This is a genomic window from Streptomyces sp. NPDC093094 (assembly GCF_044754345.1).
Classification (GTDB): Bacteria; Actinomycetota; Actinomycetes; order Streptomycetales; family Streptomycetaceae; genus Streptomyces.
This window is the reverse complement of record NZ_JBIVOX010000005.1, coordinates 149808-176774: the sequence shown is the minus strand read 5'-3', so window position 1 is coordinate 176774 and position 26967 is coordinate 149808. Positions and strand designations below refer to the sequence as shown.

24 protein-coding genes and 2 pseudogenes are annotated in these 26967 nt (G+C 71.3%); 13 read left to right on the top strand and 13 right to left on the bottom strand.

All coding sequences use genetic code 11. The features are described from left to right. Together ACIQGV_RS11915 and ACIQGV_RS11910 are read right to left on the bottom strand one after the other, a co-directional pair. Positions 1–952: SDR family NAD(P)-dependent oxidoreductase (locus tag ACIQGV_RS11915; RefSeq protein WP_402493468.1), on the bottom strand; the 952-nt coding region annotated here is incomplete at its 3' end. A 129-nt stretch (positions 953–1081) separates the two neighbouring features. Beyond that, positions 1082–1555, bottom strand: a complete 474-nt coding sequence (locus ACIQGV_RS11910) for an SseB family protein (RefSeq protein ID WP_402493466.1) — start codon at positions 1553–1555, stop codon at positions 1082–1084. Positions 1556–1741: 186 nt separating this feature from the next. Here ACIQGV_RS11910 and ACIQGV_RS11905 point away from each other — a divergent pair, with 186 nt between their 5' ends. The 3 genes from ACIQGV_RS11905 to ACIQGV_RS11895 all read left to right on the top strand — a co-directional run bounded on the left by ACIQGV_RS11905 (position 1742) and on the right by ACIQGV_RS11895 (position 5342). Then, complete coding sequence (locus tag ACIQGV_RS11905; protein ID WP_402493464.1) at positions 1742–3568, top strand: acyl-CoA dehydrogenase; 1827 nt, start codon at positions 1742–1744, stop codon at positions 3566–3568. A gap of 128 nt (positions 3569–3696) precedes the next feature. Next, a complete protein-coding gene (locus tag ACIQGV_RS11900; protein WP_402493463.1) occupies positions 3697–4995 on the top strand; it encodes a M18 family aminopeptidase in 1299 nt (432 codons plus the stop codon). 95 nt (positions 4996–5090) lie between these two features. After that, complete coding sequence (locus ACIQGV_RS11895) at positions 5091–5342, top strand: DUF6458 family protein (protein ID WP_402493461.1); 252 nt, start codon at positions 5091–5093, stop codon at positions 5340–5342. A gap of 7 nt (positions 5343–5349) precedes the next feature. On the opposite strand, the pseudogene ACIQGV_RS11890 reads toward ACIQGV_RS11895, so the two are convergent. After that, positions 5350–5481, bottom strand: a pseudogene (locus ACIQGV_RS11890) (cupin); the annotation flags it as partial. Here ACIQGV_RS11890 and ACIQGV_RS11885 point away from each other — a divergent pair. Next, positions 5464–5583, top strand: a pseudogene (locus ACIQGV_RS11885) (AraC family transcriptional regulator); the annotation flags it as partial. The pseudogenes ACIQGV_RS11890 and ACIQGV_RS11885 overlap by 18 nt on opposite strands. Continuing rightward, positions 5580–6071, top strand: a complete 492-nt coding sequence (locus ACIQGV_RS11880) for an LURP-one-related/scramblase family protein (RefSeq protein ID WP_402493459.1) — start codon at positions 5580–5582, stop codon at positions 6069–6071. The pseudogene ACIQGV_RS11885 and the gene ACIQGV_RS11880, both read left to right, overlap by 4 nt. A 33-nt stretch (positions 6072–6104) precedes the next feature. Here ACIQGV_RS11880 and ACIQGV_RS11875 read toward each other — a convergent pair whose 3' ends face one another. Beyond that, the gene (locus tag ACIQGV_RS11875; protein WP_402493457.1) at positions 6105–6884 is read right to left on the bottom strand and encodes a carbon-nitrogen family hydrolase; all 780 of its coding nucleotides are present in this window, start codon (positions 6882–6884) and stop codon (positions 6105–6107) included. A gap of 182 nt (positions 6885–7066) precedes the next feature. Between ACIQGV_RS11875 and ACIQGV_RS11870 the strand changes: the two genes are divergently transcribed. Beyond that, positions 7067–7891, top strand: coding sequence for a maleylpyruvate isomerase family mycothiol-dependent enzyme (locus ACIQGV_RS11870; protein ID WP_402493456.1), 825 nt, complete (start codon positions 7067–7069; stop codon positions 7889–7891). Between the two features lie 135 nt (positions 7892–8026). On the opposite strand, the gene ACIQGV_RS11865 is transcribed toward ACIQGV_RS11870, so the two are convergent. Continuing rightward, positions 8027–9331, bottom strand: a complete 1305-nt coding sequence (locus tag ACIQGV_RS11865) for a nitrate/nitrite transporter (RefSeq protein ID WP_402493455.1) — start codon at positions 9329–9331, stop codon at positions 8027–8029. Further along, positions 9328–9978 carry a GntR family transcriptional regulator gene (locus ACIQGV_RS11860; protein WP_402493453.1) on the bottom strand — a complete coding sequence of 217 codons (651 nt, stop codon included), beginning with the start codon at positions 9976–9978 and terminating at the stop codon, positions 9328–9330. The genes ACIQGV_RS11865 and ACIQGV_RS11860 overlap by 4 nt, the downstream gene beginning before the upstream one ends. A 185-nt stretch (positions 9979–10163) precedes the next feature. On the opposite strand from ACIQGV_RS11860, the gene ACIQGV_RS11855 reads away from it, so the two are divergent. Continuing rightward, positions 10164–11066 carry a D-alanyl-D-alanine carboxypeptidase family protein gene (locus ACIQGV_RS11855; protein ID WP_402493451.1) on the top strand — a complete coding sequence of 301 codons (903 nt, stop codon included), beginning with the start codon at positions 10164–10166 and terminating at the stop codon, positions 11064–11066. Positions 11067–11139: 73 nt separating this feature from the next. Here ACIQGV_RS11855 and ACIQGV_RS11850 read toward each other — a convergent pair whose 3' ends face one another. From ACIQGV_RS11850 to ACIQGV_RS11835, 4 genes are all read right to left on the bottom strand, one after another. Beyond that, positions 11140–12576 carry a dihydrolipoamide acetyltransferase family protein gene (locus tag ACIQGV_RS11850; protein ID WP_402493449.1) on the bottom strand — a complete coding sequence of 479 codons (1437 nt, stop codon included), beginning with the start codon at positions 12574–12576 and terminating at the stop codon, positions 11140–11142. A gap of 10 nt (positions 12577–12586) precedes the next feature. After that, positions 12587–13567, bottom strand: a complete 981-nt coding sequence (locus ACIQGV_RS11845) for an alpha-ketoacid dehydrogenase subunit beta (protein WP_402493447.1) — start codon at positions 13565–13567, stop codon at positions 12587–12589. Between the two features lie 2 nt (positions 13568–13569). After that, on the bottom strand, positions 13570–14757 hold the full coding sequence (gene pdhA / locus ACIQGV_RS11840) for a pyruvate dehydrogenase (acetyl-transferring) E1 component subunit alpha (protein ID WP_402493445.1): 1188 nt from the start codon (positions 14755–14757) through the stop codon (positions 13570–13572). A gap of 563 nt (positions 14758–15320) precedes the next feature. Continuing rightward, positions 15321–16973 carry a protein kinase gene (locus tag ACIQGV_RS11835; protein ID WP_402493443.1) on the bottom strand — a complete coding sequence of 551 codons (1653 nt, stop codon included), beginning with the start codon at positions 16971–16973 and terminating at the stop codon, positions 15321–15323. 342 nt (positions 16974–17315) lie between these two features. On the opposite strand from ACIQGV_RS11835, the gene ACIQGV_RS11830 reads away from it, so the two are divergent. Both ACIQGV_RS11830 and ACIQGV_RS11825 read left to right on the top strand, forming a co-directional pair. Then, positions 17316–18956 carry a protein kinase gene (locus tag ACIQGV_RS11830; RefSeq protein WP_402493441.1) on the top strand — a complete coding sequence of 547 codons (1641 nt, stop codon included), beginning with the start codon at positions 17316–17318 and terminating at the stop codon, positions 18954–18956. Between the two features lie 272 nt (positions 18957–19228). Further along, complete coding sequence (locus ACIQGV_RS11825) at positions 19229–19669, top strand: hypothetical protein (protein ID WP_402493439.1); 441 nt, start codon at positions 19229–19231, stop codon at positions 19667–19669. 94 nt (positions 19670–19763) lie between these two features. Here ACIQGV_RS11825 and ACIQGV_RS11820 read toward each other — a convergent pair whose 3' ends face one another. Continuing rightward, positions 19764–20306 (bottom strand): bacterial proteasome activator family protein, encoded by a 543-nt coding sequence (locus ACIQGV_RS11820; RefSeq protein ID WP_402493437.1) that lies wholly within the window; start codon positions 20304–20306, stop codon positions 19764–19766. Between the two features lie 562 nt (positions 20307–20868). On the opposite strand from ACIQGV_RS11820, the gene ACIQGV_RS11815 reads away from it, so the two are divergent. Continuing rightward, complete coding sequence (locus ACIQGV_RS11815) at positions 20869–21792, top strand: hypothetical protein (protein ID WP_402493435.1); 924 nt, start codon at positions 20869–20871, stop codon at positions 21790–21792. 113 nt (positions 21793–21905) lie between these two features. Here ACIQGV_RS11815 and ACIQGV_RS11810 read toward each other — a convergent pair whose 3' ends face one another. Then, positions 21906–22931 (bottom strand): NAD(P)H-quinone oxidoreductase, encoded by a 1026-nt coding sequence (locus ACIQGV_RS11810; protein ID WP_402493433.1) that lies wholly within the window; start codon positions 22929–22931, stop codon positions 21906–21908. 137 nt (positions 22932–23068) lie between these two features. Here ACIQGV_RS11810 and ACIQGV_RS11805 point away from each other — a divergent pair, with 137 nt between their 5' ends. Together ACIQGV_RS11805 and ACIQGV_RS11800 are read left to right on the top strand one after the other, a co-directional pair. Then, a complete protein-coding gene (locus tag ACIQGV_RS11805; RefSeq protein ID WP_402493431.1) occupies positions 23069–24118 on the top strand; it encodes an ATP-binding cassette domain-containing protein in 1050 nt (349 codons plus the stop codon). Next, a complete protein-coding gene (locus ACIQGV_RS11800; protein ID WP_402493429.1) occupies positions 24115–24963 on the top strand; it encodes an ABC transporter permease in 849 nt (282 codons plus the stop codon). Before ACIQGV_RS11805 ends, ACIQGV_RS11800 begins: the two co-directional genes overlap by 4 nt. Before the next feature lie 51 nt (positions 24964–25014). Here the strand turns inward: ACIQGV_RS11800 and ACIQGV_RS11795 are convergent, their stop codons facing one another. Beyond that, entirely contained in the window at positions 25015–25665 is a 651-nt protein-coding gene (locus ACIQGV_RS11795) for a potassium channel family protein (RefSeq protein WP_402493427.1), read from the bottom strand. Between the two features lie 114 nt (positions 25666–25779). Here ACIQGV_RS11795 and ACIQGV_RS11790 point away from each other — a divergent pair, with 114 nt between their 5' ends. Beyond that, positions 25780–26895: a potassium channel family protein gene (locus ACIQGV_RS11790; protein WP_402493425.1), complete on the top strand. Its 1116-nt coding sequence runs from the start codon at positions 25780–25782 to the stop codon at positions 26893–26895. Positions 26896–26967 lie beyond the last annotated feature (72 nt).

The window sequence follows — 26967 nt, the reverse complement described above, 5'->3', positions numbered from 1 at the left end:
GGCCAGGACGCGAGGCCGACTGCCCGCCCGGGCCCGCCACCGGCTCCGGAAGGACCGGCGCAGGACGCGGAGCCCTCTGCCCGCCCGCCCCGCGGTCCGGCTCGCCCGGGCCCGCGGACGCCGGGCCAGGACACGGGGCCGGGGCCGTCTCGTCGGGCGGGGCGCTCCGGCCGGTGAGCAGGCCCGGGTGGGCGCCGAGGCCCATCGACGCGTCGATCACCGCGCCGTGCAGGACGCCCGAACCGGTGCCGGCCAGCCACCACACCAGGTCGGCGATCTCCTCGGGACGGATGAGGCGGCCGCGCGGCAGGGCGGCCTCCAGGGCGGCCCGGCGGTCGGGGGTGAGCCCGGCGAGGGTGCTCGCCTCGAACATCGGCGTCTCGACCGCCCCGGGGCACACGGCGACGACGTCCACGTCCGCGTGCGCGAGCTCGGCGGCCAGATGCCGGGTGAGATAGGCCAGCGCGGCCTTGCTCATGCCGTCGGCGACCCCGAAGCCGGGGAAGGGGGCGACGCCGCCGCCGACGCTGGAGACGTTGACGATCTTGCCGCGGCCCCGCGCCAGCATGCCCGGCAGCAGCTGCTGCACGAGCCAGAGCGGTCCGACGGCGTTGATCTGGAGGAACGCCGCGTCCCTGAGGTGGACGGGCCCGGGGACGTAGTTCTCGACGGTCTTCGAGCCGACCGCCGCGTTGTTGACCAGCACGTCGACCGGGCCGGGCAGCTCCGCGAGCAGCCGCTCGTGGTCGCCCCACTCTCCCTGCCGGAAGGCGAAGGCCCGGACGGGACGGGGGCTGGTGCGGGCCAGTCGCGCGACGAGCTCCGCCGCGCGGGCCTGTCCCGAGTGATATGTGAACCACACGTGGTCGCCGGCCCTCGCGAACCGCTCCACGCACGCCAGGCCGATACCGGCCGAGCCTCCTGTGATCAGTACGTTCCGTGCAGCCACCATGCCGGCTCCAGAGGATGCGCCGTGGATCGCGGTCACTTCACGGGAAATGTAGAAAACCCGTGAAGGAATCGGCCCTGGCATCCCCGGGAGGGGCGGGACTACATGAAGTCAGCCACGAGGGGGCGACTGTCAGCCATACATCCGGCGCATCGCGAACTCCACCATCTGCTCGACGGCCTTCGCGTCGAAGACGATGCGGTGCTCACCCTCCATGTCCAGGACGAAGCCGTACCCGGTGGGCAGCAGGTCGATCACCTCGGCGCCGGTGATGACGAAGTACTTGGACTCCTTGCCGGCGTAGCGGCGCAGCTCCTTCAGCGAGGTGAACATCGGGATCACCGGCTGCTGGGTGTTGTGCAGCGCGAGGAAGCCGGGGTTGTCGCCGCGCGGGCAGTACACCTTCGAGGTCGCGAAGACCTGCTGGAAGTCCTCGGCGACCATCTGGGCGGTCGTGAAGGCACGCACCGCGTCCACGAGCGACGGCGGCGACGGCTCCGGGTACAGCGGCGGCTGCTGGCCGTACCCGGGCATCTGCTGCTGCGGCGCGGCGTACTGCTGCTGCTGGGCGGCACCGGCGTCCATGGGCTGGCCGTATCCGTACATGGAGGCAAGCGTACCGAGCCCGCGACCGAGGCATTCTCGCGTGTGGGTACGTAGACCCTTCTCACACTTGGCGGGGTAGGGGTTGCGTCTTATTACTGGCGGGTAGCATCATCGTAGCTACTTGTTGGTACGTGAACTAGGTGCGAGGAGTCAGTGCCTCGCCGATCTCTCTACGGAGCTGTCGCCATGGGGCACTACAAGTCGAATCTCCGCGACATCGAGTTCAACCTCTTCGAGGTGCTCGGGCGCGACAAGCTGTACGGCACCGGCCCGTTCGAGGAGATGGACACCGACACCGCCAGGAGCGTTCTGGAGGAGCTGACGCGCCTCGCCGAGAACGAGCTGGCCGAGTCCTTCACCGACGCGGACCGCAACCCGCCGGTCTTCGACCCGGAGACCAACACCGCCCCGGTCCCGCCGTCCTTCAAGAAGAGCTACAGGGCCTTCATGGACTCCGAGTACTGGCGCCTCGGCCTGTCCGAGGAGATCGGCGGCACCACCGCCCCGCCGTCGCTGATCTGGGCGTACGCGGAGCTGATCCTCGGCGCGAACCCGGCCGTGTGGATGTACTCCTCCGGCCCGGCGTTCGCCAACATCCTCTTCGAGGAGGGCAACGAGGTCCAGAAGAAGATCGCCCAGATCGCCGTCGAGAAGACCTGGGGCTCCACCATGGTCCTCACCGAGCCGGACGCCGGCTCGGACGTCGGCGCCGGCCGCACCAAGGCCGTGCAGCAGGAGGACGGCTCCTGGCACATCGAGGGCGTGAAGCGCTTCATCACCTCCGGTGAGCACGACATGGAGGAGAACATCCTCCACTACGTCCTCGCCCGCCCCGAGGGCGCCGGACCCGGCACCAAGGGCCTGTCCCTCTTCCTCGTCCCGAAGTACCTCTTCGACTTCGAGACCGGCGAGCTCGGCGAGCGCAACGGCGCCTACGCCACCAACGTCGAGCACAAGATGGGCCTGAAGGCGTCCAACACCTGCGAGATGACCTTCGGCGACCGCCACCCCGCCAAGGGCTGGCTGATCGGCGACAAGCACGACGGCATCCGCCAGATGTTCCGCATCATCGAGTTCGCCCGCATGATGGTCGGCACGAAGGCGATCTCCACCCTCTCCACGGGCTACCTCAACGCCCTGGAGTACGCCAAGGAGCGCGTCCAGGGTTCGGACCTCGCCGCCTTCGGCGACAAGGCCGCGCCCAAGGTCACCATCACGCACCACCCCGACGTGCGCCGCTCGCTGATGACGCAGAAGGCGTACGCGGAGGGCATGCGCGCCCTCGTCCTCCACACCGCCTCCGTCCAGGACGCGATCGCCGTCAAGGAGGCGAACGGCGAGGACGCCAAGGCCGAGCACGCGCTGAACGACCTGCTCCTGCCGATCGTGAAGGGCTACGGCTCCGAGAAGGGCTACGAGCAGCTCGCCCAGTCGCTCCAGACCTTCGGCGGCTCCGGCTTCCTGCAGGAGTACCCGATCGAGCAGTACATCCGGGACGCCAAGATCGACACCCTCTACGAGGGCACCACGGCGATCCAGGGCCAGGACTTCTTCTTCCGGAAGATCGTCCGCAACCAGGGCGCCGCCCTGAACGGCCTCGCCGAGGACATCAAGAAGTTCCTGGCGCTGGGCACCGGCGGCGACGAGCTGGCCGGCGCCCGTGAGCACCTGGCGAAGGCGGCCGTCGAGCTGGAGGCCGTCGTCGGCCTGATGCTCACCGACCTCGCGGCCACCGAGCAGGACGTCAAGAACATCTACAAGGTCGGCCTGAACACCACCCGCCTGCTGCTGGCCTCCGGCGACGTCGTCGTCGGCTACCTGCTGCTGCGGGGCGCCGCGGTCGCCGTCGAGAAGCTGCCCACCGCCTCGGCGAAGGACCACGCCTTCTACACCGGCAAGATCGCCGCGGCGAAGTTCTTCGCCGCCAACGTCCTGCCCGGCGTGACCCTGGCCCGCAAGATCTCGGAGAACGTCGACCTCGACCTGATGGAGCTCGACGAGGCCGCGTTCTAGTCGCTCCCGGCATGTTCCGGCGGGTGCGCCGGACCTGTCCGACAGGTCCGGCAGACACCGGTTCTCCCTGACGAGGGCCCGCTCCCAGAACCGGGAGCGGGCCCTCGTACATCGTTAAGGTGAACCCCATGAGCGAACCCCCCCGCAGCGATCGCGGCCACACCGACGACCTCATGTCCTTCCTCGCGGCGAGCCCCACGCCCTACCACGCGGTGGCGAGCGCGGCCGAGCGGCTGGAGAAGGCCGGCTTCCGCCAGGTCTCCGAGACCGACGCCTGGGACGGCACGAGCGGCGGCAAGTACGTGACGCGCGGCGGCGCGATCGTGGCCTGGTACGTTCCCGAGGGCGCTTCCCCCCACACCCCCTTCCGGATCGTCGGCGCCCACACCGACTCGCCCAACCTGCGGGTCAAGCCGCAGCCCGACGCCGGCGCGCACGGCTGGCGCCAGGTGGCCGTGGAGATCTACGGCGGTCCGCTGCTCAACTCCTGGCTGGACCGGGATCTCGGCCTGGCCGGCCGGCTCACCCTGCGGGACGGCTCGACGCGGCTGGTCAACGTCGACCGTCCGCTGCTGCGGGTCCCCCAGCTCGCCATCCACCTGGACCGCACGGTGTCCTCGGAGGGACTCAAGCTCGACAAGCAGCGGCACCTCCAGCCGGTGTGGGGGCTCGGCGACCAGGTGCGCGACGGCGATCTGATCGCCTTCCTGGAGGAGGAGTCCGGCATCCCGGCGGGCGAGGTCACCGGCTGGGACCTGATGACCCACTCCGTGGAGCAGCCCGCCTACCTCGGCCGCGACCGCGAGCTGGTGGCCGGGCCGCGCATGGACAACCTGCTGTCCGTGCACGCCGGGGTCGTCGCCCTCACCGCCGCCGCGACGGCCGCCGCCGATCTGCCCTGCATCCCGGTGCTGGCCGCGTTCGACCACGAGGAGAACGGCTCCCAGTCCGACACCGGCGCCGACGGCCCGCTGCTCGGGAGCGTCCTGGAGCGCTCGGTGTTCGCGCGCGGAGGGTCGTACGAGGACCGGGCGCGCTCCTTCGCGGGCACCGTCTGCCTGTCCTCCGACACGGGCCACGCCGTGCACCCCAACTACGCGGAGAGACACGACCCGACGCACCACCCGCGGGTCAACGGCGGTCCGATCCTCAAAGTCAACGTCAACAACCGCTACGCCACCGACGGTTCGGGCCGCGCGGTGTTCGCCGCGGCCTGCGAGCGGGCGGGCGTGCCCTTCCAGTCCTTCGTGTCGCACAACTCCATGCCCTGCGGCACCACGATCGGCCCGATCACCGCGGCCCGGCACGGCATCCGCACCGTCGACATCGGTGTGGCGATCCTCTCCATGCACAGCGTGCGCGAACTGTGCGGCGCAAAGGACCCGTTGCTGCTGACCCGCGCTCTGACCGCGTTCCTGGAAGGCTGATCCGCCCCTGCCCGGTGTTCATCGGGCGGCTCCGGGTACCCGGACCCCTCGGAAGCCATGGACACATGGACATCCCTACGAGGGAGGCAGCTCTGATGGGCCTGGGCGGATGCATCATCCTCATCGCCGCGGGAGCGATCCTCACGTTCGCGACCGACTGGGACATGGAGGGTGTCAACCTCGACCTCGTCGGCGTCATCCTCATGATCGTCGGTCTGATCGGCGTGACGACCTTCAGCAGCATCGCCCGTCGCCGGCGCGTGGTGGTCCCGCCGGCGACGCCGGTCGTCGACGACGACGTGCACCACCACCGCCGGGACGGCTACAGCGACGGCTACGGCGTGTGAGTCGCCCGAGGGCGTGCCCCGTCGTCGCGTCGACGTCGCCGGGCACCTCCTCGTGCCGGTCACCGACGGTGGAGGCCCCCGTGGGCTCCAGGACGAGGATCCCGGTGGGGACCGGGGCGTACGGCCGGTGCTCCGTACCGCCGCCGGTCCGCGCGCCCGTCCGCGCCGGGAGACGGGACTCGGCCCATCGGCCTACCGGCGGCGTTTCGGACCGGCCGCCGGGGAACCGGTCACGGCATGAGATTTCTCGTGCGCGACCGGCTGCTCGGCTTCGGTGAGGACTACTGGATCGAGGACGACAGCGGCGAAAAGGTGTACCTGGTCGACGGCAAGGCCATGCGGGTGCGGGACACCTTCGAGCTGAAGGACCGCCAGGGCCGGGTACTGATCGACATCCGCCAGAAGATGTTCGCCCTGCGGGACACGATGGTGATCGAGCGGGACGGCGAACCCCTCGCGACGATCCGGCGCAAGCGGCTGTCGCTGCTGCGCAACCACTACCGGGTGGCCCTCGTCGACGGCACCGAGCTGGACGTCAGCGGCCGTGTCGCCGACCGTGAGTTCGCCGTCGAGTACGACGGCGAACTGCTGGCCGTCGTCTCCCGCCGGTGGCTGCACGTCCGGGACACCTACGGCCTGGACGTCGTACGGGAGGACGCCGATCCGGCCCTGCTGATCGCGGTGACGGTGTGCGTGATCCACCTGTCGGAGAAGGAACGGGAGGACTGACCCCGGACCGGACCCGGACCGGACCTGCCGCCTCTAGAGGACCCGGTCCTTCAGCGCCGGGAAGAGCTCACGGGTGGTCGCGACCCTCTTCGGGTCGAACTCCACGGTGAGCACCTCCTCGCCGGTGCCCGCCGCCTCCCCCAGGACCTCGCCCCACGGATCGACCACGATCGAGTGACCGGCCTGGGGGACCCCCGCGTGCGTCCCGGCCGTCCCGCACGCGAGGACGAACGCCTGGTTCTCCACCGCCCGTGCCCGGGCCAGCAGCGTCCAGTGCCCCAGACGGCGCTCCGGCCAGCCCGCCGGGATCACCAGCGTCTCGGCACCGGCGTCGACGAGTCCGCGGAACAGCTCGGGGAAACGGAGGTCGTAGCAGGTCGCGAGCCCCAGCGTCGTCTCCGGCAGACGGGCCGTCACCAGCTCACGGCCCGCGCTCATCAGCACGGCCTCGCCCTTGTCGAAGCCGAAGCGGTGGATCTTGCGGTAGGCCGCGACGAGATCCCCGGCGGGGGAGAAGACCAGAGAGGTGTTGTACAGCGGCCCGTCCGGATCGCGTTCGGTGATCGACCCCGCGTGCAGCCACACACCGGCGTCGCGCGCCGCCTCGGCCATCGCCTCGTACGTCGGCCCCTCCAGCGGCTCCGCCTCGTCGGCGAACCCCTGATAGGCGAACGCGCCCGTGGTCCACAGCTCCGGCAGCACGACCAGGTCCGCCGCGCCTGCCCGGTCCCGCACCAGGGACGCGGCACGCAGCCTGCGCGCGGCGACCGATTCGCCCTCGTCTACGGCGATCTGGATGAGTGAGGCGCGCACACTACCACCGTCCTGGCATTCGAGCCGTCCACACCGGCCTACGATCGTCACACGAAAGCACTGCCGGGGTGCCTCGGAGCAGCGTAACTTAGCGTCCCAAGACACCCGCCGACAGCCGCCACCTCCCACTGGCAACGCCGCCACCATCTGCCCGTGCACCGACCGCCGAGGGGTCCCGTTCCGTGAGTCTGCATCCCACCCTCCAGCCCTACGCCGACGCCTGGACCCACTCCATCGACGCGATATCCGAGCTGGTGACGCCCCTGGTGGAGGCCGACTGGAACCGCCGCACCCCGTGCCCGGGCTGGTCCGTGCGCGATGTGGTCTCCCACGTCATCGGCCTGGACTGCGAGATGCTCGGCGACCCGCGGCCCATCCACACCCTGCCGCGCGACCTGTACCACGTCACCAACGACCACCAGCGCTACATGGAGATGCAGGTCGACGTCCGCCGCCACCACACGGCCCCGGAGATGACCTCCGAGCTGGAGTACACGGTCATCCGCCGCAACCGCCAGCTGCGCAACGAGTCCCGTGACCCCGGCGCCAAGGTCCGCGGCCCGCTCGGCACGGAGCCGACGCTGGCGGAGGCCATGCGCACCCACGCCTTCGAGATGTGGGTGCACGAGCAGGACCTGCGCACCGCCCTCGGCCGCCCCGGCAACCTCGACTCCCCCGGCGCGCACATCGTCCGGGACGTCCTGCTGGAGGCCCTGCCCGACGTCGTCGCCGTCCGTGCGGACGCCCCGCGCAGCTCCGCGGTCGTCCTCGACGTCCACGGTCCGGTCGAGTTCCTGCGCACCATCCGTGTCGACATCCAGGGCCGCGGCACGCTGGAGACCGCCCCCGCCCTCGGTCCGGCCGCCGCGTTCACCCTCGACTGGGAGACGTACGTCCGTCTCGCCTGCGGCCGTGTGACGCCGGAGGCGGTGAGCGACCGGGTCAAGGCGGAGGGCGACCCGGAGCTGGTCCGGGCGATCCTGCGGAACTTCACGGTGACGCGGTAGGGCCCGGCTCCCGACGGACCGTTCCGGGCGGCGGACGACGAGCGACGGGCGAGGTCCGGGGGCGGAGCCCCCGGGGCCCCGGCATGAACCCCCGGGGCCGGAGGCGGGAGGCCCGGGGCCCGGGCGTCCCTGCCCTCACACGGGGACGTGCACGGAGGAGACCCTGCTCGCGACCAGCCGCTCCCGCTCGCGCAGGGCCGCCCGCCGCCGCAGCCGCAGTATCTGCACCACGCCGAGCGCCTGGAGGACGAACACCACGGAGAAGGCCGACCGGTAGTCGTCCCCGGTCGCGTCCAGCAGCACCCCCACCGCGAACAGGGTCGTCATCGAGGCGACGAACCCGCCCATGTTGGTGATCCCCGACGCCGTGCCCTGCCGCTCGGGCGGATTCGCCGGCCGCGCGAAGTCGAACCCGATCATCGACGCCGGTCCGCACGCCCCGAGCACCCCGCACAGCACGACCAGCAGCCACATCGGCGCCCGCTCCCCCGGCCAGTACAGCGTCACGGCCCACAGCAGGGCCGTCGCCCCCACGGTCCCCAGCGCCAGCGGCAGCCGCGCCCCGTGGTGCCGGGCGACGACCTGGCCGTAGACCAGGCCGACGGCCATGTTGGACAGGACGACGAGCGTCAGCAGCGACCCGGCCGTCCCGCGCGACAGCCCCTGCGCCTCGACCAGGAACGGCAGGCCCCACAGCAGCAGGAACACCATCGCCGGGAACTGGGTGGTGAAGTGCACCCACAGCCCCAGCCGGGTCCCCGGCTCCCGCCAGGACGCCGCGATCTGCCGGCGGACGTACGCCCCGCCCCGGTGCGGGAACGGCTCCGGCTCGTGTCCCTCCGGGTGGTCCCGCAGGAACAGCAGCAACAGCACGAACACGACCACCCCGGCCACCGCGCTGCCGGCGAACGCGGGCGTCCAGCCGATGCCGTGCAGCAGCCGGGCCAGGACGAGGGTGGAGACCAGGTTGCCCGCCATCCCGGCCAGCCCCGCGAGCTGCGCGATCAGCGGCCCGCGCCGGGCGGGGAACCAGCGCGAGCCGAGCCGCAGCACGCTGATGAACGTCATCGCGTCGCCGCAGCCGAGCAGCGCGCGCGAGGCGAGCGCCGTGCCGTACGACGGGGAGAACGCGAAGCCCAGCTGGCCGAGCGTGAACAGCACGACGCCGAGGCCGAGCACCTTCTTGGTGCCCAGGCGGTCGACGAGCAGGCCGACGGGTATCTGCATCCCCGCGTAGACCAGCAGCTGGAGGATCGAGAAGGTCGACAGGGCCGAGGCGTTCACGTCGAAGCGGTCGGCCGCGTCGAGCCCGGCCACCCCCAGCGACGTGCGGAAGATGACGGCGACGAAGTAGACGGAGACGCCGACGCCCCAGACGGCGGCGGCACGCCGGCCTCCCGGAGGGTCGCCCGGCAGGGCCGGGGGGACGGCGGCGCTCATCGCACCTCTCCCCGGGCCAGGTGGGAGAACCAGCCGACGTGCCCGCGGACGAGGCCGACGGCCGCCTCGGCGTCCCCGGCGCGCAGCGCGTCGAGGATCTCCCGGTGCTCGGTGATGTTCTTGGCGATCCGGTCGGGGTGGGAGTGCATCACGGCCACGCCCATCCGCAGCTGGCGGTCGCGCAGCTGGTCGTAGAGGCGGGAGAGGATCTCGTTGCCGCCGCTGCGGACGATCTCGGCGTGGAAGCAGCGGTCGGTGACCGCGACGGCGGCCAGGTCCCCGGCGGCGGCCTCCTTCTTCTGCCGCTCCAGCAGCTCCTCCAGACGCTCGACGAGCCCGGCGGGCGCGGGAACGGCCTTGCGGGCGGCGTGCTCCTCGACGAGCAGCCGGGTCTCGACGACGTCCGCGATCTCCTGGGCGGAGACGGGCAGGACCAGGGCGCCCTTCTTCGGGTAGAGCTTGAGCAGCCCCTCGGCCTCCAGCCGCAGCAGCGCCTCGCGCACCGGGGTGCGGGAGACCCCGACGGCCTCGGCCAGTTCGCCCTCGGTGAGCAGCGTGCCGCCTTCGTAGCGGCGGTCGAGGACCCCTTGCTTGACGTGGCTGTAGACGCGCTCGGCGGCGGGAGGTTGCTTCACGGCCATGCTCATGCCGACAGGATAGATACAACACGTACCCATGAGGAGCCCCGTCCAGGATGCGGACGTCCCGGAAATTGCCGCACAACCCTCGGCACCCTTCGTGAGTCTCATCTGTGCGGCCCAGTCCACCCCCTCTCAACTGAGCTGCACATAAAGGGACTTGACGACAATTCGATCAAAACGGGGTAATCCTCTTGATCACTAGCATTTCGGGCTCACGGATCCGCAGGGCCATCACGGTCGGCCTCACCACGGGTGCCATGCTCACGGCCGGCGCGGCCGCCACGGCCCCCGCGCACGCGGCCGTCGCCGTGCCCACGATCGCGGCCAAGGGCGCCTACGTCACGGACGCGAGCGGCAGAGCCCTCTACTCGAAGGCCGGGACCACCAAGCGTTCCACCGGCTCCACCACCAAGATCATGACCGCGAAGGTCGTGCTGGCGCAGCCGAACCTCAACCTGAACGCCACGGTCACGATCCAGAAGGCGTACAGCGACTACATCGTCTCCAGGAACGCCTCGTCGGCGCGTCTGATCGTGGGCGACAAGGTCACCGTCCGCCAGCTCCTGTACGGGCTGATGCTGCCCTCGGGCTGCGACGCCGCGTACGCGCTGGCCGACAAGTTCGGAACCGGCACCACGCGCGACGCCCGGGTGAAGTCGTTCATCGGCAAGATGAACACCACCGCCAGGAGCCTGGGCATGACAAACACGCACTTCGACTCGTTCGACGGCATCGGCAACGGCTCCAACTACTCGACGCCGCAGGACCTCACCAAGCTCGCCCGCAGCGCGATGACGAACGCCAACTTCCGCGCGGTCGTCAAGACCAAGTCGTACACGGCGAAGACCATCACCAAGACGGGCTCCACCCGCACGATGGCCCCCTGGACCAACACCAACCCGCTGCTCAGCTCCTACAGCGGCGCCACCGGTGTGAAGACCGGCTCGGGCCCGGAGGCCGGTTACTGCCTCGCCTTCGCCGCCACCCGCAGCGGCAAGACGGTCTACGGCGTCGTCCTCGCCTCCACCAACGCCACGACCCGCCAGTCGGACGCGACGAAGCTGCTGAACTACGGCTTCGCCAAGCTCGGCTGAGCCCCACCGCACATGGCCGAAGGGGCCCGCCGCGATCCAGCGGCGGGCCCCTTCGGGCGTCTCTGCTACGGCGTCACGCCCAGGTGATCAGCCTCTTGGGCTGCTCCAGGACGGCCGCCACGTCGGCGAGCACCTTGGAGCCCAGCTCCCCGTCCACCAGGCGGTGGTCGAAGGACAGCGCCAGGGTGGTGACCTGACGGGGCTTCACCTTGCCCTTGTGGACCCACGGCTGGAGCCTGATGGCGCCGACCGCGAGGATCGCCGACTCGCCGGGGTTCAGGATCGGGGTGCCGGTGTCGACGCCGAAGACGCCGACGTTGGTGATCGTCACCGTGCCGCCCTGCATCGCCGCGGGCGAGGTCCTGCCCTCGCGCGCGGTGGCGACCAGCTCGCCGAGGCTCTGCGCGAGCTGCGGGAGCGTCTGGTCGTGCGCGTCCTTGATGTTCGGGACGATCAGACCGCGCGGGGTGGCCGCGGCGATGCCCAGGTTCACGTAGTGCTTGAGCACGATCTCCTGGTTCGCCTCGTCCCAGGAGGCGTTGACGTCCGGGTTGCGCTTGATGGCGACCAGCAGGGCCTTGGCGATCAGCAGGAGCGGGTTGACCCGCAGACCCTGCATGTCCTTGTCCTGCTTGAGCTCCTCGACGAGCTTCATCGTGCGCGTGACGTCGACCGTCACGAACTCGGTGACGTGCGGCGCGGTGAACGCCGAGCCGATCATCGCCGCGGCCGTCGCCTTGCGGACGCCCTTGACCGGGATCCGCGTCTCGCGCGCGGTGTCGTACGAGGCGACGGGCGCCGGGGCCACGGGGGCCGGGGCGGCCGCCGGCGCGGGGGCCTGGACCGGAACGGCCGGGGCCGCCTGGGCCGGAGCCGCCGCCGCGTGGACGTCCTCGCGGGTGATGATGCCGTCCGGGCCGGTCGGGACGACCGTGGCCAGGTCGACGCCGAGGTCCTTGGCCAGCTTGCGCACCGGCGGCTTGGCCAGCGGACGGTCCAGGACCGGGGCCGCGGCCGTCGCGGGAGCCGGAGCCTGCGCCGTGGGGGCGTGGCCGTTCAGCTCGCTCTGGATCGCCGTGGACGCCTGGGCCGACACCTCCGGACCCTTGCGCGGGCGGCGCTTGGTGGAGGTGGCGGCCACGCCGTAGCCGACGAGGACCGGCTGGCGGCCCTGCGGCTTCGGCTCCTCGGCGGGCGCGGCCGGCTGCGCGGCGGGCTGCTCGGCCGGGGCCGGCTCGGGCGCGGCCCCGCCGGAGGTGTCCACCGCGATGATCGAGGTGCCCACGTCGACCGTGGTGCCCTCGGGGAAGTGCAGGGAGCGCACCACACCGTCGTAGGGGATGGGCAGTTCGACGGCCGCCTTCGCGGTCTCGACCTCGCACACCACCTGGCCGTCGGTGACGGTGTCACCGACCTGGACGTACCACTTGAGGATCTCGGCCTCGGTGAGTCCCTCGCCCACGTCGGGCATCTTGAACTCGCGCACGGACGCTTCAGTCATCGTCGTCACGTCCCTCTCCTCAGTACGCCAGGGCACGGTCGACGGCGTCGAGCACCCGGTCCAGGCCCGGCAGGTACTCCTCCTCCAGGCGGGCCGGCGGGTACGGGGCGTGGTAGCCGCCGACCCTGAGCACCGGGGCCTCCAGGTGGTAGAAGCAGCGCTCGGTGATGCGGGCGGCGATCTCCGCGCCCGAACCGAAGAACACCGGCGCCTCGTGGACGACGACCAGACGGCGGGTCTTCTCGACGGACGCCTGGATCGAGTCGAAGTCCAGCGGGGAGACCGAGCGCAGGTCCAGGACCTCCAGGGACTTGCCCTCCTCGGCGGCCGCGGCGGCGACCTCCAAACAGGTCTTCACCATCGGGCCGTACGCGGCGAGCGTGAGGTCCGTGCCCTCGCGGGCGACGCGGGCCTTGTGCAGCTCGCCCGGGATGGCGTCGGTGTCGACCTCGCCCTTGTCCCAGTAACGGCGCTTGGGCTCGAAGAAGATGACCGGGTCGTCGCTCTGGATCGCCTGCTGGAGCATCCAGTAGGCGTCGGAGGAGTTCGCCGGGGTGACGACCTTGAGGCCCGCGACGTGCGCGAAGAGCGACTCGGGGGACTCGGAGTGGTGCTCGACGGCGCCGATGCCGCCGCCGTACGGAATGCGGATGACGACCGGCACTTTCACGGCGCCGAGCGAGCGGGCCCGCATCTTCGCGAGCTGGGTGACGATCTGGTCGTACGCCGGGAAGACGAAGCCGTCGAACTGGATCTCCACGACCGGCCGGTAGCCGCGCAGCGCGAGTCCGATCGCGGTGCCGACGATGCCGGACTCGGCGAGCGGGGTGTCGATGACCCGGTCCTCGCCGAAGTCCTTCTGGAGGCCGTCGGTGATCCGGAAGACTCCGCCCAGCTTGCCGACGTCCAGGCCCATGATGACGACCTTGGGGTCGGTCTCCAGGGCCTTGCGCAGCGACTCGTTGAGCGCCTTCGCGAGAGGAAGTGTCTGAACAGCCATGATTACTCGGCCTCTCCGCCCGTGAAGGACGCCTGGTAGGCGGCGAACTGCGCGCGCTCCTCGTCGACGAGCGCGTGCCCGTCCGCGTACACGTTGTCGAAGATCGCCATGTGCTCCGGTACGGGCATGGCCCGGACGACCTCGCGGACGTGCTTGCCGAGCGCCTCGCTCTCCGTCTCCAGCTCCTCGAAGAAGGCCGCGTCGGCGTGGCCCTCGTTCTCCAGGTGGGCCCGCAGGCGCAGGATCGGGTCCTTGGCCTCCCACGCCTCGCGCTCCGCGTCGCGGCGGTAGCGGGTCGGGTCGTCGGAGGTGGTGTGGGCGGCCATGCGGTACGTGAACGCCTCCACCAGCGTCGGGCCCTCGCCGCGCCGGGCGCGCTCCAGGGCCGCGCGGGTCACCGCGAGGCAGGCCAGGACGTCGTTGCCGTCGACCCGGACACCGGGGAAACCGAAGCCGCGGGCACGCTGGTAGAGCGGGACGCGGGTCTGCTTCTCGATGGGCTCGGAGATCGCCCACTGGTTGTTCTGGCAGAAGAACACGACCGGGGCGTTGTAGACCGCCGAGAAGACGAACGACTCGTTGACGTCGCCCTGGCTGGAGGCGCCGTCGCCGAAGTACGCGAGCACGGCGGAGTCCGCGCCGTCCTTGGAGACGCCCATCGCGTAGCCGGTGGCGTGCAGGGTCTGCGAGCCGAGGACGATCGTGTACAGGTGGAAGTTGTTGCTGTTGGGGTCCCAGCCGCCGTTGTTCACGCCGCGGAACATGCCGAGCAGGTTGGTCGGGTCGACCCCGCGGCACCAGGCGACGCCGTGCTCGCGGTAGGTCGGAAAGACGTAGTCGTCGTCGCGCAGCGCCCGGCCGGAACCGATCTGGGCGGCCTCCTGGCCGAGCAGCGACGCCCACAGGCCCAGCTCGCCCTGGCGCTGCAGGGAGGTGGCCTCGGCGTCGAAGCGCCGGGTGAGCACCATGTCGCGGTACAGGCCGCGGAGCTCTTCGGGGGTGATGCCGTCGACGTACTTGTCGTACTCGGCGTTCTTGACTCGTTCGCCCTCGGGCGTCAGCAGCTGCACGAGCTCAGGGTCCGTGCCCTGCTTGGCGCTCGTGCGGGTGGTGCGCTTGGCGCCGGTGGTGCCGGCCTTGCTTCCGGCGCCGCCTCGCGGCTTGCGCGCGGCAGTGCTCTCCACGCTCACGTGTGCTCCTCCGTCGGTCCGGCTGCCCCGGGTTCGCCGGGCTGCCTGGGGGTCCCCCCGGCTCCGTTCAGGAGTCCGGGGGAGCGGCTCACCTGCTTTCCCGCGGACGCACGGGGTGGGTGCGGCGCGAACGGGGACAGGCGTGACAGGTGCCCCGGCGAGCGCCCTGCAAAAAGCACGTTACCCAGTGCTCCACATTTCTGTGAAACCCTTCCTGACCTGCGATTTTGCTTGGATTTCCAAGTAAATCGCGATTGCCGGGAACAACTCCTGGTCACAGCCTTGCAGGGGGCCGGAACTACGGCACGTTATCCCGGTGGACCGGGTCACGGGAAGAGTTCACCGGATGTGTACTCGGCGGAAGAAAAGACTGGACCAACCAGTCAGTAACCGGAAGGGATAAATTCGCCGACCTGACAAAACCGCCTCGGGTTTTATGAAGACTTCGGCACAGACCGAACGAGCCGGCCCGCTGCTGGGCAGCGGGCCGGCTCGTGTGTCGGCTCATGGACCGGCCTGTCTGCCGGCTCGGGCGGCCTCGGGGGCGGCCTCGGGGCGGCGGATCAGCCGCCGACGATGCCGCCGTCGGTGACGCCGCCGGTGTCGGTGCCACCCGTGTCGGTACCGCCGGTGTCCGTGCCGCCGGTGTCCGTGCCACCCGTGTCGGTGCCACCGGTGTCCGTGCCGCCCGTGTCCGTGCCACCCGTGTCGGTGCCACCGGTGTCCGTGCCGCCCGTGTCCGTGCCGCCCGTCTCCGTGGGCTCGGGGTCGGACGGCTCACCGCTCGGAGTGCTCGACGGGGTCGAGGACGGGCTCCAGGACGGGGTCGGCGTGGGCGACCAGTCGCCCCATCCGTTGCCGCCGCCACCGCTGCCGTCGTCCTGCTCGTCCTGCGTCTGCTCCTCGGTCGGCTCGTCGCTCGGCTCCTCGGGGGCGGTCTCCTTCTCGGTGGACTTGGTGACGGTCGGGGTCGGGGTGGTGCCGGGCTGCTTCTCGCCGTTGCCGGTGTTCTTCAGCGCCAGCGCGACACCCGCCGCAATCGCGATCACCGCGAGGACGGCCAGGATCCACAACTTGCCCCGGCCGCTGCCCCTGTTGCCGTGCCCCTCGAAACCGCCGTCGTCGCCATGACCGTACTGAGGCAGGATCGGCTGCGGGATCTGGGCGGTGCCGGCGCCGTCCATCGGGTGCGGCAGCACCGACGTGCCGGCCAGACCGCCGGCCGGGGTGTGCCGGCCCTCGTGCATCATCACCGGGCCGGTGTTCCAGGTGCCGGTGTGGCCGCCCTGGTCGTACAGCATCTGCAGGGCGTACTGCACCAGACCGCGCATCTCCTCGGCGGTCTGGAAACGGTCGTCGGGGTCCTTGGCCAGCGCGCGCATCGCCAGGCCGTCCAGCTCCGGCGGCGAGCCGTCGGAGACCTCCGACGGCGGGACCGGGATGTCCTGGACGTGCTGGTAGACCACCGACAGCGGGGTCTCGCCGACGAACGGCGGGCGCAGCGCGAGGAGTTCGTAGAGGAGGCAGCCGGTCGCGTACAGGTCGGAGCGGTAGTCGACGGCCTTGCCGAGAGCCTGCTCGGGCGACAGGTACTGCGGGGTTCCCATGACCATGCCGGTCTGCGTCATCGTCGTCGAAGCACCGTGCAGGGCGCGGGCGATGCCGAAGTCCATCACCTTCACGGCGCCGTTGTGGGTGATGATGACGTTGGCGGGCTTGATGTCGCGGTGCACGATGCCGTGCTGGTGCGAGTAGGCCAGCGCCTCCAGCACCCCGGAGACGATGATCAGGGCCTGCTCGGGTCCCGGCGCCTCCGCGTTGAGCAGCAGATCGCGGATCGTGCGGCCCTCGACGATCTCCATCACGATGTACGGCACCGACTGGCCGGCCGTGTGGTCCTCGCCGGAGTCGTACACGGCGACGATGGCATGGTGGTTGAGTCCGGCCACCGACTGGGCCTCGCGCGTGAAGCGGGCCTTGGAGACCGGGTCCTCGGCGAGATCGGGGCGCAGCAGTTTGACGGCGACGGTGCGGCCGAGGCGTACGTCCTCGGCGGCGAACACCTCCGCCATGCCGCCCCGGCCGAGCCTGCGGGTCAGCCGGTACCGGCCGTCCCCGACAAGCCCTCCGTTGCCCCAGGTCTCCGGCGCGTCCGACATGCCGCCGCCAGTCGCCTCGGGTTCGGACGGGCCCTGAGCGCGCTGCTGCTGTGCCATCAGTCCTCGCCGTCGTTTCTGCCCGCGGTGCGCGCGGTGTTGTTACGGTCTCCGTCGGCCACGCTACAGCCTCCGCGCGATCCGCCGGTCCGAGATGGCCCCGTCGTGGGCAGGAGACCGACCGGTCATGAAACCGTGATTTCCAGCCGTGGCGCAAATCGTGTGCACCGCTTGTACGGGCGCTGTAACGCTTCCGCGACGCTTCTTTCGCGTACGGTCACGGAACGGGCACCGAGCTTGACGTGTCACTGCCCTGGGGCAGACTTGGCCGGGAATAACTCATTTCGATCACGCGGGAGCACAGCAGCCGCTGTTGCCGGCGCCGATGGGGGACGCAAGACGATGAGCCAGGACGGCGCACAGGACCGCTATACGGCGCGGGCACTCGCCGGCGGCCGCTACCAACTGCGCGACCTGCTCGGCCAGGGCGGCATGGCCTCGGTCCATCTCGCGTACGACAGTGTCCTCGACCGCCAGGTCGCCATCAAGACGCTGCACACCGATCTGGGCCGCGAGGCCGCCTTCCGCGAGCGCTTCCGCCGCGAGGCGCAGGCCGTGGCCAAGCTCACGCACACCAACATCGTCTCCGTCTTCGACACGGGCGAGGACGAGGTCGACGGCATGACGACGCCGTACATCGTCATGGAGTACATCGAGGGCCGCCCGCTCGGCTCGGTGCTCGACGAGGACGTACGGCAGTACGGCGCGATGCCCGCCGACAAGGCGCTGAAGATCACGGCCGATGTGCTCGCGGCGCTGGAGATCAGCCACGAGATGGGCCTGGTCCACCGCGACATCAAGCCGGGCAACGTGATGACGACCAAGCGCGGTGTGGTCAAGGTCATGGACTTCGGCATCGCCCGCGCCATGCAGTCCGGCGTCACCTCCATGACCCAGACCGGCATGGTCGTCGGCACCCCCCAGTACCTCTCTCCCGAGCAGGCCCTCGGCCGCGGGGTGGACGCCCGCTCCGACCTGTACTCGGTCGGCATCATGCTGTTCCAACTGGTCACCGGGCGGCTGCCGTTCGAGGCGGACTCGGCGCTGGCGATCGCGTACGCGCATGTGCAGGAGGAGCCGGTCGCCGCCTCCGCCATCAACCGTGCGCTGCCTCCGGCGGTGGACGCGCTGATCACCCGCGCGCTGAAGAAGAACCCGAACGAGCGCTTCCCGACCGCCGTCGCCATGCGCGACGAGTGCCTGCGCGTCGCCGCCTCCCTCCAGCCGGCCGCGCCGAGCATCGTGCCCGGCGCGCCGACCGCGAGCGGCGCGGGCGTGGGCTCCGCGGTGTTCCCGCCGGTCGACCAGACGGCCCCGGCCCCCACGGGCCCGGTCCAGACGCCGTACCAGCCGACGCCGCCGCCGAACCCGTACAGCACCCCGGTGCCCACGCCCGCGCCTGCTCCGGCGTACGGCTATCCGCACCAGGGCGGCTACCAGCAGCCGCACGCGGCGTCCGGGTACGCGCCGCAGGGTGCCGCGACTCCGCCGCCGTACAACATCGCCCCGCAGCAGGCGCCCGCGCCGGGCGGTGGCCGCAAGAGCAACCGATCGGTCGTCATCGGCTCGATCGTGGTGGCGCTCGTCGCCGTCGGCGGGCTGATCGCCGCGGTGCAGCTGGGCGGCGGCGACAAGAACGAGGGCAAGGGCGGCGACCCGAGCACCTCGGCGTCCTCGTCGCAGAAGCCGGGCTACCGGCCGCCGGACCACTCGCGCACCATCGAGGCGACCGAGTGCAGCGAGCCCACCGAGGCGTACAACGACCCGGACAAGGTCAAGCTCCCCGACTTCCGGTTCAAGGACCTCACCTCGGTGCGGGAGTGCCTCGCGGCGGCGAACTGGAACATGACGAAGAAGGAAGTCGACAACAACACCTGGGGCGACGGCACGGTCCTGGACCAGTTCCCGGCACCGGGCACGGACGTCGACCCGAAGGACCCGGGCGAGATCCAGCTGCGCGTCTCGACGGGCAACCCGGCGTGACGTCCGCGCGATCCGTGGCGTAGGAGGGTCCGGCGGCACTGGGCTGCCGGGCCCTTCGCGTACGCCGGAGTCTTCGCGTACGCCGGAGTCTTCGCGTACGCCGGAGTCTTCGCGTACGCCGGAGTCTTCGCGTACGCCGGAGTCTTCGCGTACGTCTGGCCCCTCGCGTGCGGGGAGCGCGTGTCCGCAGCCCTCGCGTCGAATCTCTTTGCGTTTCACGGACCGCGCCACTTAGTGTGCCCATGTCAATCAAGGTGATCTTGGAGAGATTTATGCGCACATACAAGGCAGGGCTCCTCACCGCAGGCGCACTGGCGGCCGTTCTCGTCCCGCTGGCGGCAAGCCCGGCCGCGGCGGCGGGCGCGAGCGCCTCCTGCTCGGTCACCGGGGGAACCGGGTCCGCGAGCTGGACCTGGGCCAGCAGGACCAAGCTCAACCCGCTGTCGATCACTGTGAAGGACACCAAGGCCGACGGGTACCACCCCGCCGTCCGTCTGGTGACGTACACGGGCAGCACCGTCAAGACCTGGTCCTGGCACCACGTCTACGGCGGCAGCGGCGCCTCCGAGACGTGGAACACCTACGCGGAGGACACCCGCGGCATCAAGCACGCCGGCGTCGAGGTTCAGCTCTACGACGGCAGCGCCGAGGTGAACAAGCCCGGGATCAGCGTCTACTGCTACTCCGGCGGCAAGTTCAACCCGCTGTTCTGACACCTGCGCGGCCTTGGTGCCGCTGAACCGAACGGGAGAGCGAAGGGTCCGGCAGCCTGTGCTGCCGGACCCTTCGGCGATCGTGGACCAGTGGTCACAGGTACGGCCCGCCCGAGCGGGCGCCCGGGTGGTGCTCGCCGTCCTCGTGGCCGCCGACGCCCGGCGGAAGGGCGCGGCGCATCTGCTCCAGCTGCGCCCGGGCGGCCATCTGCTGGGCGAACAGCGTCGTCTGGATGCCGTGGAAGAGGCCCTCCAGCCAGCCGACCAACTGCGCCTGCGCGATCCGCAGTTCCGCGTCGGTCGGGGTGGCGTCGTCCGTGAAGGGCAGCGACAGCCGCTCCAGCTCCTCCACGAGCTCCGGCGCCAGGCCGTCCTCCAGCTCCTTCACCGAGCTGGCGTGGATCTCCTTCAGCCGGACCCGGCTCGCCTCGTCGAGAGGCGCGACCCGCACCTCCTCCAGCAGCTGCTTGATCATGCTGCCGATCCGCATGACCTTCGCCGGCTGCTCGACCTGCTCCGTCACCGGAATCTCGCGGGAGTCCTCGTCCCCGGTGCCGCCGCTGAGCGCCATGCCGTCCTGGCCCACGACCAGGATCTGCGGGTTCTCCGGCGACCTTTCGTTCCTCGGCATCTCCATGCCGCCATTCTCTCGCACTCCTACAGCTCATCATCGTGGTGCCCCCGCGGGGGCGTGATCCACCGTTTCCGTCACGGGTGATTCCTTCACATCCCGTTGTCGCGGCGCTCAGGTCACGTTCCGGCAGACCGGCGTATCCCGGAATGCCGGGAATGTTGGGTGGTGTGAGGGTAGGGATGTGACTCGTTCGATGTCGGTGGCACGGGGGCGGGACGGGGCCGCACCGGATGCGGCCGTGCCGGATGCGGCTGCGCCGGGCCGGTGGACGCGGGGAGCCGCGCTGCGGGGCGTCGGAGCGGCGATGCAGGGGACCGCCCTGCGAGGCGTCGGGGTGAGGGCGCGGAGGACCGCCGTTCGGCAGGGCTTCGGCATGGCGGCGCGGGAGGCTGCCCGGCGGGGCGACGGCACGGGGACCCAGGAGACTGTCCGGCAGGGCTTCGGTATGGCGGTGCGGGAGGCTGCCCGGCGGGGTATCGGCGTGACGGCGCGGGGAGCTGCCCGGCGGGGTATCGGCGTGACGGCGCGGGGAGCTGCCCGGCGGGGCGACGGCACGGGGACGCGGGTGACCGCCCGGCAGGGCGTCGGCCTGAGGGTGCGCGGGGTGGTGCCGGTCGTGCTGATGGCGGGGCTGGCGATGCCCTTGGCCGTCTGCGGCCCGGCCGCCGCCGCGCAGGCCCCGCGCACCTCGCCCGCGAGCAGCTCCGCCGCGGCCGGGCCGGGCCCGCGGGTCCCGGCCGTGGATCCGGGAGCGCGGGGCCCCGCCGCCGGGAACCCCGCCGGTGGGGCGGCCTCGTGGGCCGCTCCCTACGGGGAGTCCGTGCGGTCCTCCAGGCCCTCCGCCTCCGGCGCGCGGGACTCCGGGAACGGCCGGGCCCCACGGCCCTCCCCCTCCGGGGACTCCCGCGCATCCGGCTCGCCCGGCTCGTCCTCTCCCCATGAACCGGTCCGGGTCTCCCCCTCCGCCTCCGCCGGGAGACCGTGGCCGAAGCACTCCGAGGGCGGCGCCGCGGAGGGCGCCCACGGGGCGGGTGTCGTACGGGTGCCCTCCGAGCCCGCGGAAGACGAGCCGTCGCGGGCCGGGAGCCGGGCCGGGGAAGGCAGGCAGCGGCCCGGGCGGCCGCAGGAGAAGGAACGGGAGCCGGGCGAGGAGGAGACGTCGGCGGAGGCGTCCGAGCAGCCGGAGCCGTCCGCGGACGAGAGCGACGCAGGGACCGCCGACAGCGGGGAGCGCGACGGCGGGGACGGACACGACGAGGCCGGCGGCCTTCAGCCCCCTGCCGGCACCGCCTCGGTCGGTCCGACCGAGCCCCAGGCCGCCTCACGGCAGGCCGACCCGCCGCAGGACGGCTCACCCCGGGCCGTCGCACCGCAGGCGGGCACACCCGCCGAACCCATGCTGCACGTCCTGCCCCTCGGCAGCGGCCTGATGCTCGTCGGCCTCGGCCTGGCCCTCGCCTTCCTCGGCCTGCGGCTGAGACGCGACTAGGGGCTGCCGTCCGGGCCGTGCGGGCGCGACCGTGCGGGCGCGGCGGGACCGGCCGGGGCCGGCAGAAGGAGCCGCACCTTCCGGGCCGGGCCGGCCCGGACGCCGCTCCTCGGCTAGCGCCTGTCCGGCGCACGCTCCTCGTCCGGCTGTCCTTCGCCCGCCGGGGTGACCAGCAGCACCTTGCCCACGTGGCCGCTCTCCTCCACCACCCGGTGGGCCGCCGCGGCGTCGCTCATCGGCAGCTCCCGGTCGACGACCGGCCGGACGTGGCCCGCCTCCAGCAGCGGCCAGACATGCTCCCGCACCGCCGCGACGATGGCCGCCTTCTCCTCCGGCGGCCGCGCCCGCAGCGAGGTCGCGCTGATGGCGGCCCGCTTGCCGAGCAGCGCCCCGATGTTCAGCTCGCCCTTGACGCCGCCCTGCATACCGATGATCGCCAGGCGCCCGTTGACGGCCAGGGTGCGGACGTTGCGGTCCAGGTACTTGGCCCCCATGTTGTCCAGGACGACGTCCGCGCCCGCCCCGTCCGTGGCCCTGCCGATCTCGGCGACGAAGTCCTGCTCCCGGTAGTTGATCAGGATGTCCGCCCCCAGCTCGGCGCACCGCTCCAGCTTCTCGGCGCTGCCCGCGGTGACCGCGACCCTCGCGCCGACGGCCTTGGCGAGCTGGACGGCCATGGTGCCGATGCCGCTGGAGCCGCCGTGCACCAGCAGGGTCTCGCCCGGGCGCAGGTGGGCGATCATGAAGACGTTCGACCAGACCGTGCTGGCCACCTCGGGCAGCGCCGCCGCCCGGGTCAGGGACACGCCCTTGGGCACGGGGAGGAGCTGACCGGCCGGGACGGCCACCTTCTCGGCGTAGCCGCCGCCGGAGAGCAGCGCGCAGACCTCGTCGCCGACCGACCAGCCGGAGACGCCCGAGCCGATCGCGGCGATCCGCCCGGAGCACTCCAGGCCGGGGTACGGGGACGCGCCGGGCGGCGGGTCGTAGAAGCCCTGCCGCTGGAGGATGTCGGCCCGGTTCACGGCACTGGCCGCCACCTCGACCAGCACTTCTCCCGGTCCGGGCACCGGATCGGCCACCTCGGCCCACACCAGCGCCTCGGCCCCACCGGGTTCGGGAATCGTGATCGCATACATGAAACGGACGCTACTGCCTCCGCCCGGACGGCGCCCCGCCTTCGGGCCGCCCGGAAAACCCTGTGCGCGACCGATGAGTTTGCGCGACGGTAAAGGTCTTCCCATGCGTGACCCATGAACGCGGAAGGACACCCACCATGAGCCAGCAGACCTCCGGCCTGGCCATCGAGACCGCGGGCCTGGTGAAGACGTTCGGTGAGACCAGGGCGGTCGACGGAGTCGACCTCTCGGTGCCCGCGGGCACGGTCTACGGCGTCCTCGGCCCGAACGGCGCGGGCAAGACGACGACGGTGAAGATGCTCGCCACCCTCCTTCGGCCCGACGGCGGCCAGGCCCATGTCTTCGGCCACGACGTGGTGCGGGAGGCGGACGCGGTACGCGGCCTGGTGAGCCTGACCGGGCAGTACGCCTCGGTGGACGAGGACCTCACCGGCACCGAGAACCTGGTGCTGCTCGGACGTCTCCTGGGCCACGGCAAGAAGGCCGCACGCGACCGTTCCGAGCAGCTGCTGACGGCCTTCGGGCTGTCGGACGCCGCAGGGAAGCAGGTCAAGAACTACTCGGGCGGCATGCGGCGCCGTATCGACATCGCCGCGTCGATCCTCAGCACCCCCGACCTGCTCTTCCTGGACGAGCCCACCACCGGCCTCGACCCCCGCAGCCGCAACCAGGTGTGGGACATCGTGCGCGCGGTGGTCGCCCAGGGCACCACCGTCCTGCTGACCACGCAGTACCTCGACGAGGCCGACCAGCTCGCGTCGCGGATCGCCGTCATCGACCGCGGCAAGGTGATCGCGGAGGGCACCAAGGGCGAGCTGAAGTCGTCCGTCGGCGCCGGATCCGTCCATCTGCGGCTGCGCGACCCCGCACAGCGGCCCGAGGCCGAGCGGGTGCTGCGGCTGGTCCTGGACGCGGACGTGCAGCTGGAGCCCGACCCCGTCGCGCTGACAGCCCGGGTCGGCGGCGCCGCGAACGGACAGGGCGCGGCCGAACAGGCGGCCCGCGCGCTCGCGGAGCTGGCCCGCGGCGGCATCACCGTCGACAACTTCTCCCTGGGCCAGCCCAGTCTGGACGAGGTCTTCCTCGCCCTGACCGGCCACGGCACCCGGACGGGCGACCCCGCGGCCCAGGACGGCACAGCGGACACCGAGGACACCGAAGGCACGGAAGGCGAGGCTGCGGCATGAGCACCGCGACGACGACCGAGACCAAGGAACTCGCCCCCGTCAGCGCCGAGTCGCTGGCCGCGCTGCTCGTGGCCAAGGAGCGCCCGCCGCGCCCCAGCGCCTGGTCGGCCTCGCTGACCTTCGGCTGGCGGGCGGTGCTGAAGATCAAGCACGTGCCGGAGCAGCTCTTCGACGTCACCGCGTTCCCGATCATGATGGTGCTGATGTACACGTACCTGTTCGGCGGGGCGCTGGCCGGTTCGCCGAAGGAGTACATCCAGTTCCTGCTGCCGGGCATCCTGGTGATGTCGGTCGTGATGATCACGATGTACACCGGCGTATCGGTGAACACCGACATCGAGAAGGGCGTCTTCGACCGCTTCCGGTCCCTGCCCATCTGGCGGCCGTCCACGATGGTCGGCTACCTCCTGGGCGACGCCCTGCGCTACACCATCGCGTCCGTGGTCATGCTCGTGGTCGGCATGGTCCTCGGCTACCGCGCGGACGGCGGGGTCGCCGGGGTGGTCGCCGGGGTGGCGCTGCTGATCGTCTTCTCGTTCGCGTTCTCGTGGATCTGGACGATGTTCGGGCTGATGCTGCGCTCGGAGAAGTCGGTGATGGGCGTCAGCATGATGGTGATCTTCCCGCTCACCTTCCTGTCCAACGTCTTCGTCGACCCCACCACCATGCCCGGCTGGCTCCAGGCGTTCGTCAACAACAGCCCGATCACCCACCTCGCCTCCGCCGTGCGCGGACTGATGGCGGGCGACTGGCCGGCCGACGAGATCGCCTGGTCCCTCGGCTGGGCGGGCCTGTTCGTGCTGGTCTTCGGCCCGATCACGATGCGCCTGTACAACCGCAGGTGAACCGGCGGGCTCCGGCCCGCCGGCACCCCGGGACGGCAGCGGCGCAGCACCTCACCTGCCGGTGCCGTTGCCCTCCCGCCGCACGATCGACACGATCCGGTCCATCGGCTCCAGCACGCCGACGGCCGGATCGTCGTACGCCAGCACCCGATGGCCCCGTACGACGCTGACGACCAGGTCGTCGAGATCGCGCGGTCCGCGGCCCGTCTCCGCCTTGGTGACCGGCCTCTCGACCATGTCGAGGCCGCTGCCCTGGCGCATCAGGTCCTCCATGACCAGACCGGCGGCGGGCGTGAGCACGGACAGCCCGAGAAGCCGTCCGGCGGCGCTCGCGCCGGTGACGACCTCGTCCGCGCCGGACTGCCGCAGCAGCGGGGCGTTCTCCTCCTCGGCGACCGCGGCCACGATCTTCGCCGACGGGTTGAGCTGGCGGGCGGTGAGCACGACCAGCACGGCCGTGTCGTCCCGCTGGGTCGCGACGATGATCTTCCCCGCGCGCTGCACCTCGGCCTGGCGCAGCACATCGCTGCGCGTGGCGTCCCCGGCCACCGCCTCGAAGCCCTCCACGGCCGCCGCGGTCATCGCCTTGGCACTGGGGTCGATCACCACGACCTGGTCCTTCTTCAGTCCCGCGCCGCAGACTGTCCGAAGCGCCGTGCGCCCCTTCGTACCGAATCCGACGACGACGGTGTGGTCACGCACGGGGCCTCCAGTGCAGCGGGTGATTCGATGGGTCGGACGTACTGAACCATGGTGCGCGCACTCGCCCGCGACCATGGTGCCGACGTCTTCCGATCACGACCGTGGGGCAGGGCAATGAGGCAGGACGAGAAGACCGCGACCAGACCGGCCAAGACCTCCGTGCTGCGCTACCTCTGGTACCGCTCGCACCGGGAGGCCCGTGACGACGCCGAGGCGGGCCGGTCCATCGAGATGCCCACCCGCAGCTCCCTGCATCCGCTCCAGCAGGTTCTGCGGCGTCTGATGCTGGCCCTCGGGGTGCTCGTCCTCACCACCCTGATCGTCTACGCCGACCACTCCGGCTACAACGACAACTCCGACGGCACCGTCACCTTCCTCGACTCCGCCTACTACGCCACCGTCACCCTCTCCACCACGGGCTACGGCGACATCACCCCGGCCAGTGACGGCGCGCGGCTGGTGAACATCTTCGTCATCACGCCGCTGCGCGTGGTCTTCCTGATCATCCTGGTCGGCACCACCCTGGAGGCCCTCACCGAGCGCACCCGGCAGCAGGTCCGTGTCCACCGCTGGCGGAGCCGGATCAGGGACCACATCGTGGTCGTCGGCTACGGCACCAAGGGGCGCCACGCCGTGCGGACCCTGATCGGGCAGGGCGTGGACAAGGCACGCATCGTGGTCGTGGACTCCCAGCGCAAGGCGGTGACCGCCGCAGGCGACGACGGCCTGGTCTCGATCAGCGGTGACGCCACCCGGTCCGAGACCCTGCTGAAGGCCGAGGCCCAGACCGCCTCCCGGGTCATCGTCGCCCCGCAGCGCGACGACACCGCGGCCCTGATCACCCTGACCGTCCGCCAGCTGAACCGGCACGCCACCATCGTCGCGGCCGCACGGGAGGACGAGAACGTGCCGCTGCTGCGGCAGAGCGGCGCGGACACCGTCGTCACCAGCTCCAGCTCCGCCGGCCGTCTGCTCGGCGTCTCCATGGTCAGCCCGGTCGTGGCCCGCACTCTGGAGGACCTGATGACCCTGGGTGCCGGACTCGACCTGGTCGAACGCCCGGTGACGCAGGCCGAGGCGGGGAAGAACCCGCGCGACTGCACCGAGCTGGTCATGGCCGTCGTCCGCGACCGGAAGGTGCTGGACTACAGCGACGACCAGGTCGGAACGCTCCGGCCGGGCGACCGGGTCGTCACCGTGCGCCATGTGGTGGTGGAGACGGAGGAGTAGATCCTCACCGGGGCCCCTGTTTCACGTGAAACGCACCCTGTTGGCGGCGTTTCACATGAAACGCGCACACTC

What these genes read in the sequence shown, in the direction of transcription:
- ACIQGV_RS11810 (WP_402493433.1), bottom strand. Translation starts at nt 22,931, where the DNA reads ATGTATGCGATCACGATTCCCGAACCCGGTGGGGCCGAGGCGCTGGTG.
- ACIQGV_RS11800 (WP_402493429.1), top strand. Translation starts at nt 24,115, where the DNA reads ATGAGCACCGCGACGACGACCGAGACCAAGGAACTCGCCCCCGTCAGC.
- ACIQGV_RS11905 (WP_402493464.1), top strand. Translation starts at nt 1,742, where the DNA reads ATGGGGCACTACAAGTCGAATCTCCGCGACATCGAGTTCAACCTCTTC.
- ACIQGV_RS11790 (WP_402493425.1), top strand. Translation starts at nt 25,780, where the DNA reads ATGAGGCAGGACGAGAAGACCGCGACCAGACCGGCCAAGACCTCCGTG.
- ACIQGV_RS11805 (WP_402493431.1), top strand. Translation starts at nt 23,069, where the DNA reads ATGAGCCAGCAGACCTCCGGCCTGGCCATCGAGACCGCGGGCCTGGTG.
- ACIQGV_RS11895 (WP_402493461.1), top strand. Translation starts at nt 5,091, where the DNA reads ATGGGCCTGGGCGGATGCATCATCCTCATCGCCGCGGGAGCGATCCTC.
- ACIQGV_RS11845 (WP_402493447.1), bottom strand. Translation starts at nt 13,567, where the DNA reads ATGGCTGTTCAGACACTTCCTCTCGCGAAGGCGCTCAACGAGTCGCTG.
- ACIQGV_RS11820 (WP_402493437.1), bottom strand. Translation starts at nt 20,306, where the DNA reads ATGGAGATGCCGAGGAACGAAAGGTCGCCGGAGAACCCGCAGATCCTG.
- ACIQGV_RS11835 (WP_402493443.1), bottom strand. Translation starts at nt 16,973, where the DNA reads ATGGCACAGCAGCAGCGCGCTCAGGGCCCGTCCGAACCCGAGGCGACT.
- ACIQGV_RS11880 (WP_402493459.1), top strand. Translation starts at nt 5,580, where the DNA reads ATGAGATTTCTCGTGCGCGACCGGCTGCTCGGCTTCGGTGAGGACTAC.
- ACIQGV_RS11825 (WP_402493439.1), top strand. Translation starts at nt 19,229, where the DNA reads ATGCGCACATACAAGGCAGGGCTCCTCACCGCAGGCGCACTGGCGGCC.
- ACIQGV_RS11860 (WP_402493453.1), bottom strand. Translation starts at nt 9,978, where the DNA reads ATGAGCATGGCCGTGAAGCAACCTCCCGCCGCCGAGCGCGTCTACAGC.
- ACIQGV_RS11910 (WP_402493466.1), bottom strand. Translation starts at nt 1,555, where the DNA reads ATGTACGGATACGGCCAGCCCATGGACGCCGGTGCCGCCCAGCAGCAG.
- ACIQGV_RS11900 (WP_402493463.1), top strand. Translation starts at nt 3,697, where the DNA reads ATGAGCGAACCCCCCCGCAGCGATCGCGGCCACACCGACGACCTCATG.
- ACIQGV_RS11830 (WP_402493441.1), top strand. Translation starts at nt 17,316, where the DNA reads ATGAGCCAGGACGGCGCACAGGACCGCTATACGGCGCGGGCACTCGCC.
- ACIQGV_RS11865 (WP_402493455.1), bottom strand. Translation starts at nt 9,331, where the DNA reads ATGAGCGCCGCCGTCCCCCCGGCCCTGCCGGGCGACCCTCCGGGAGGC.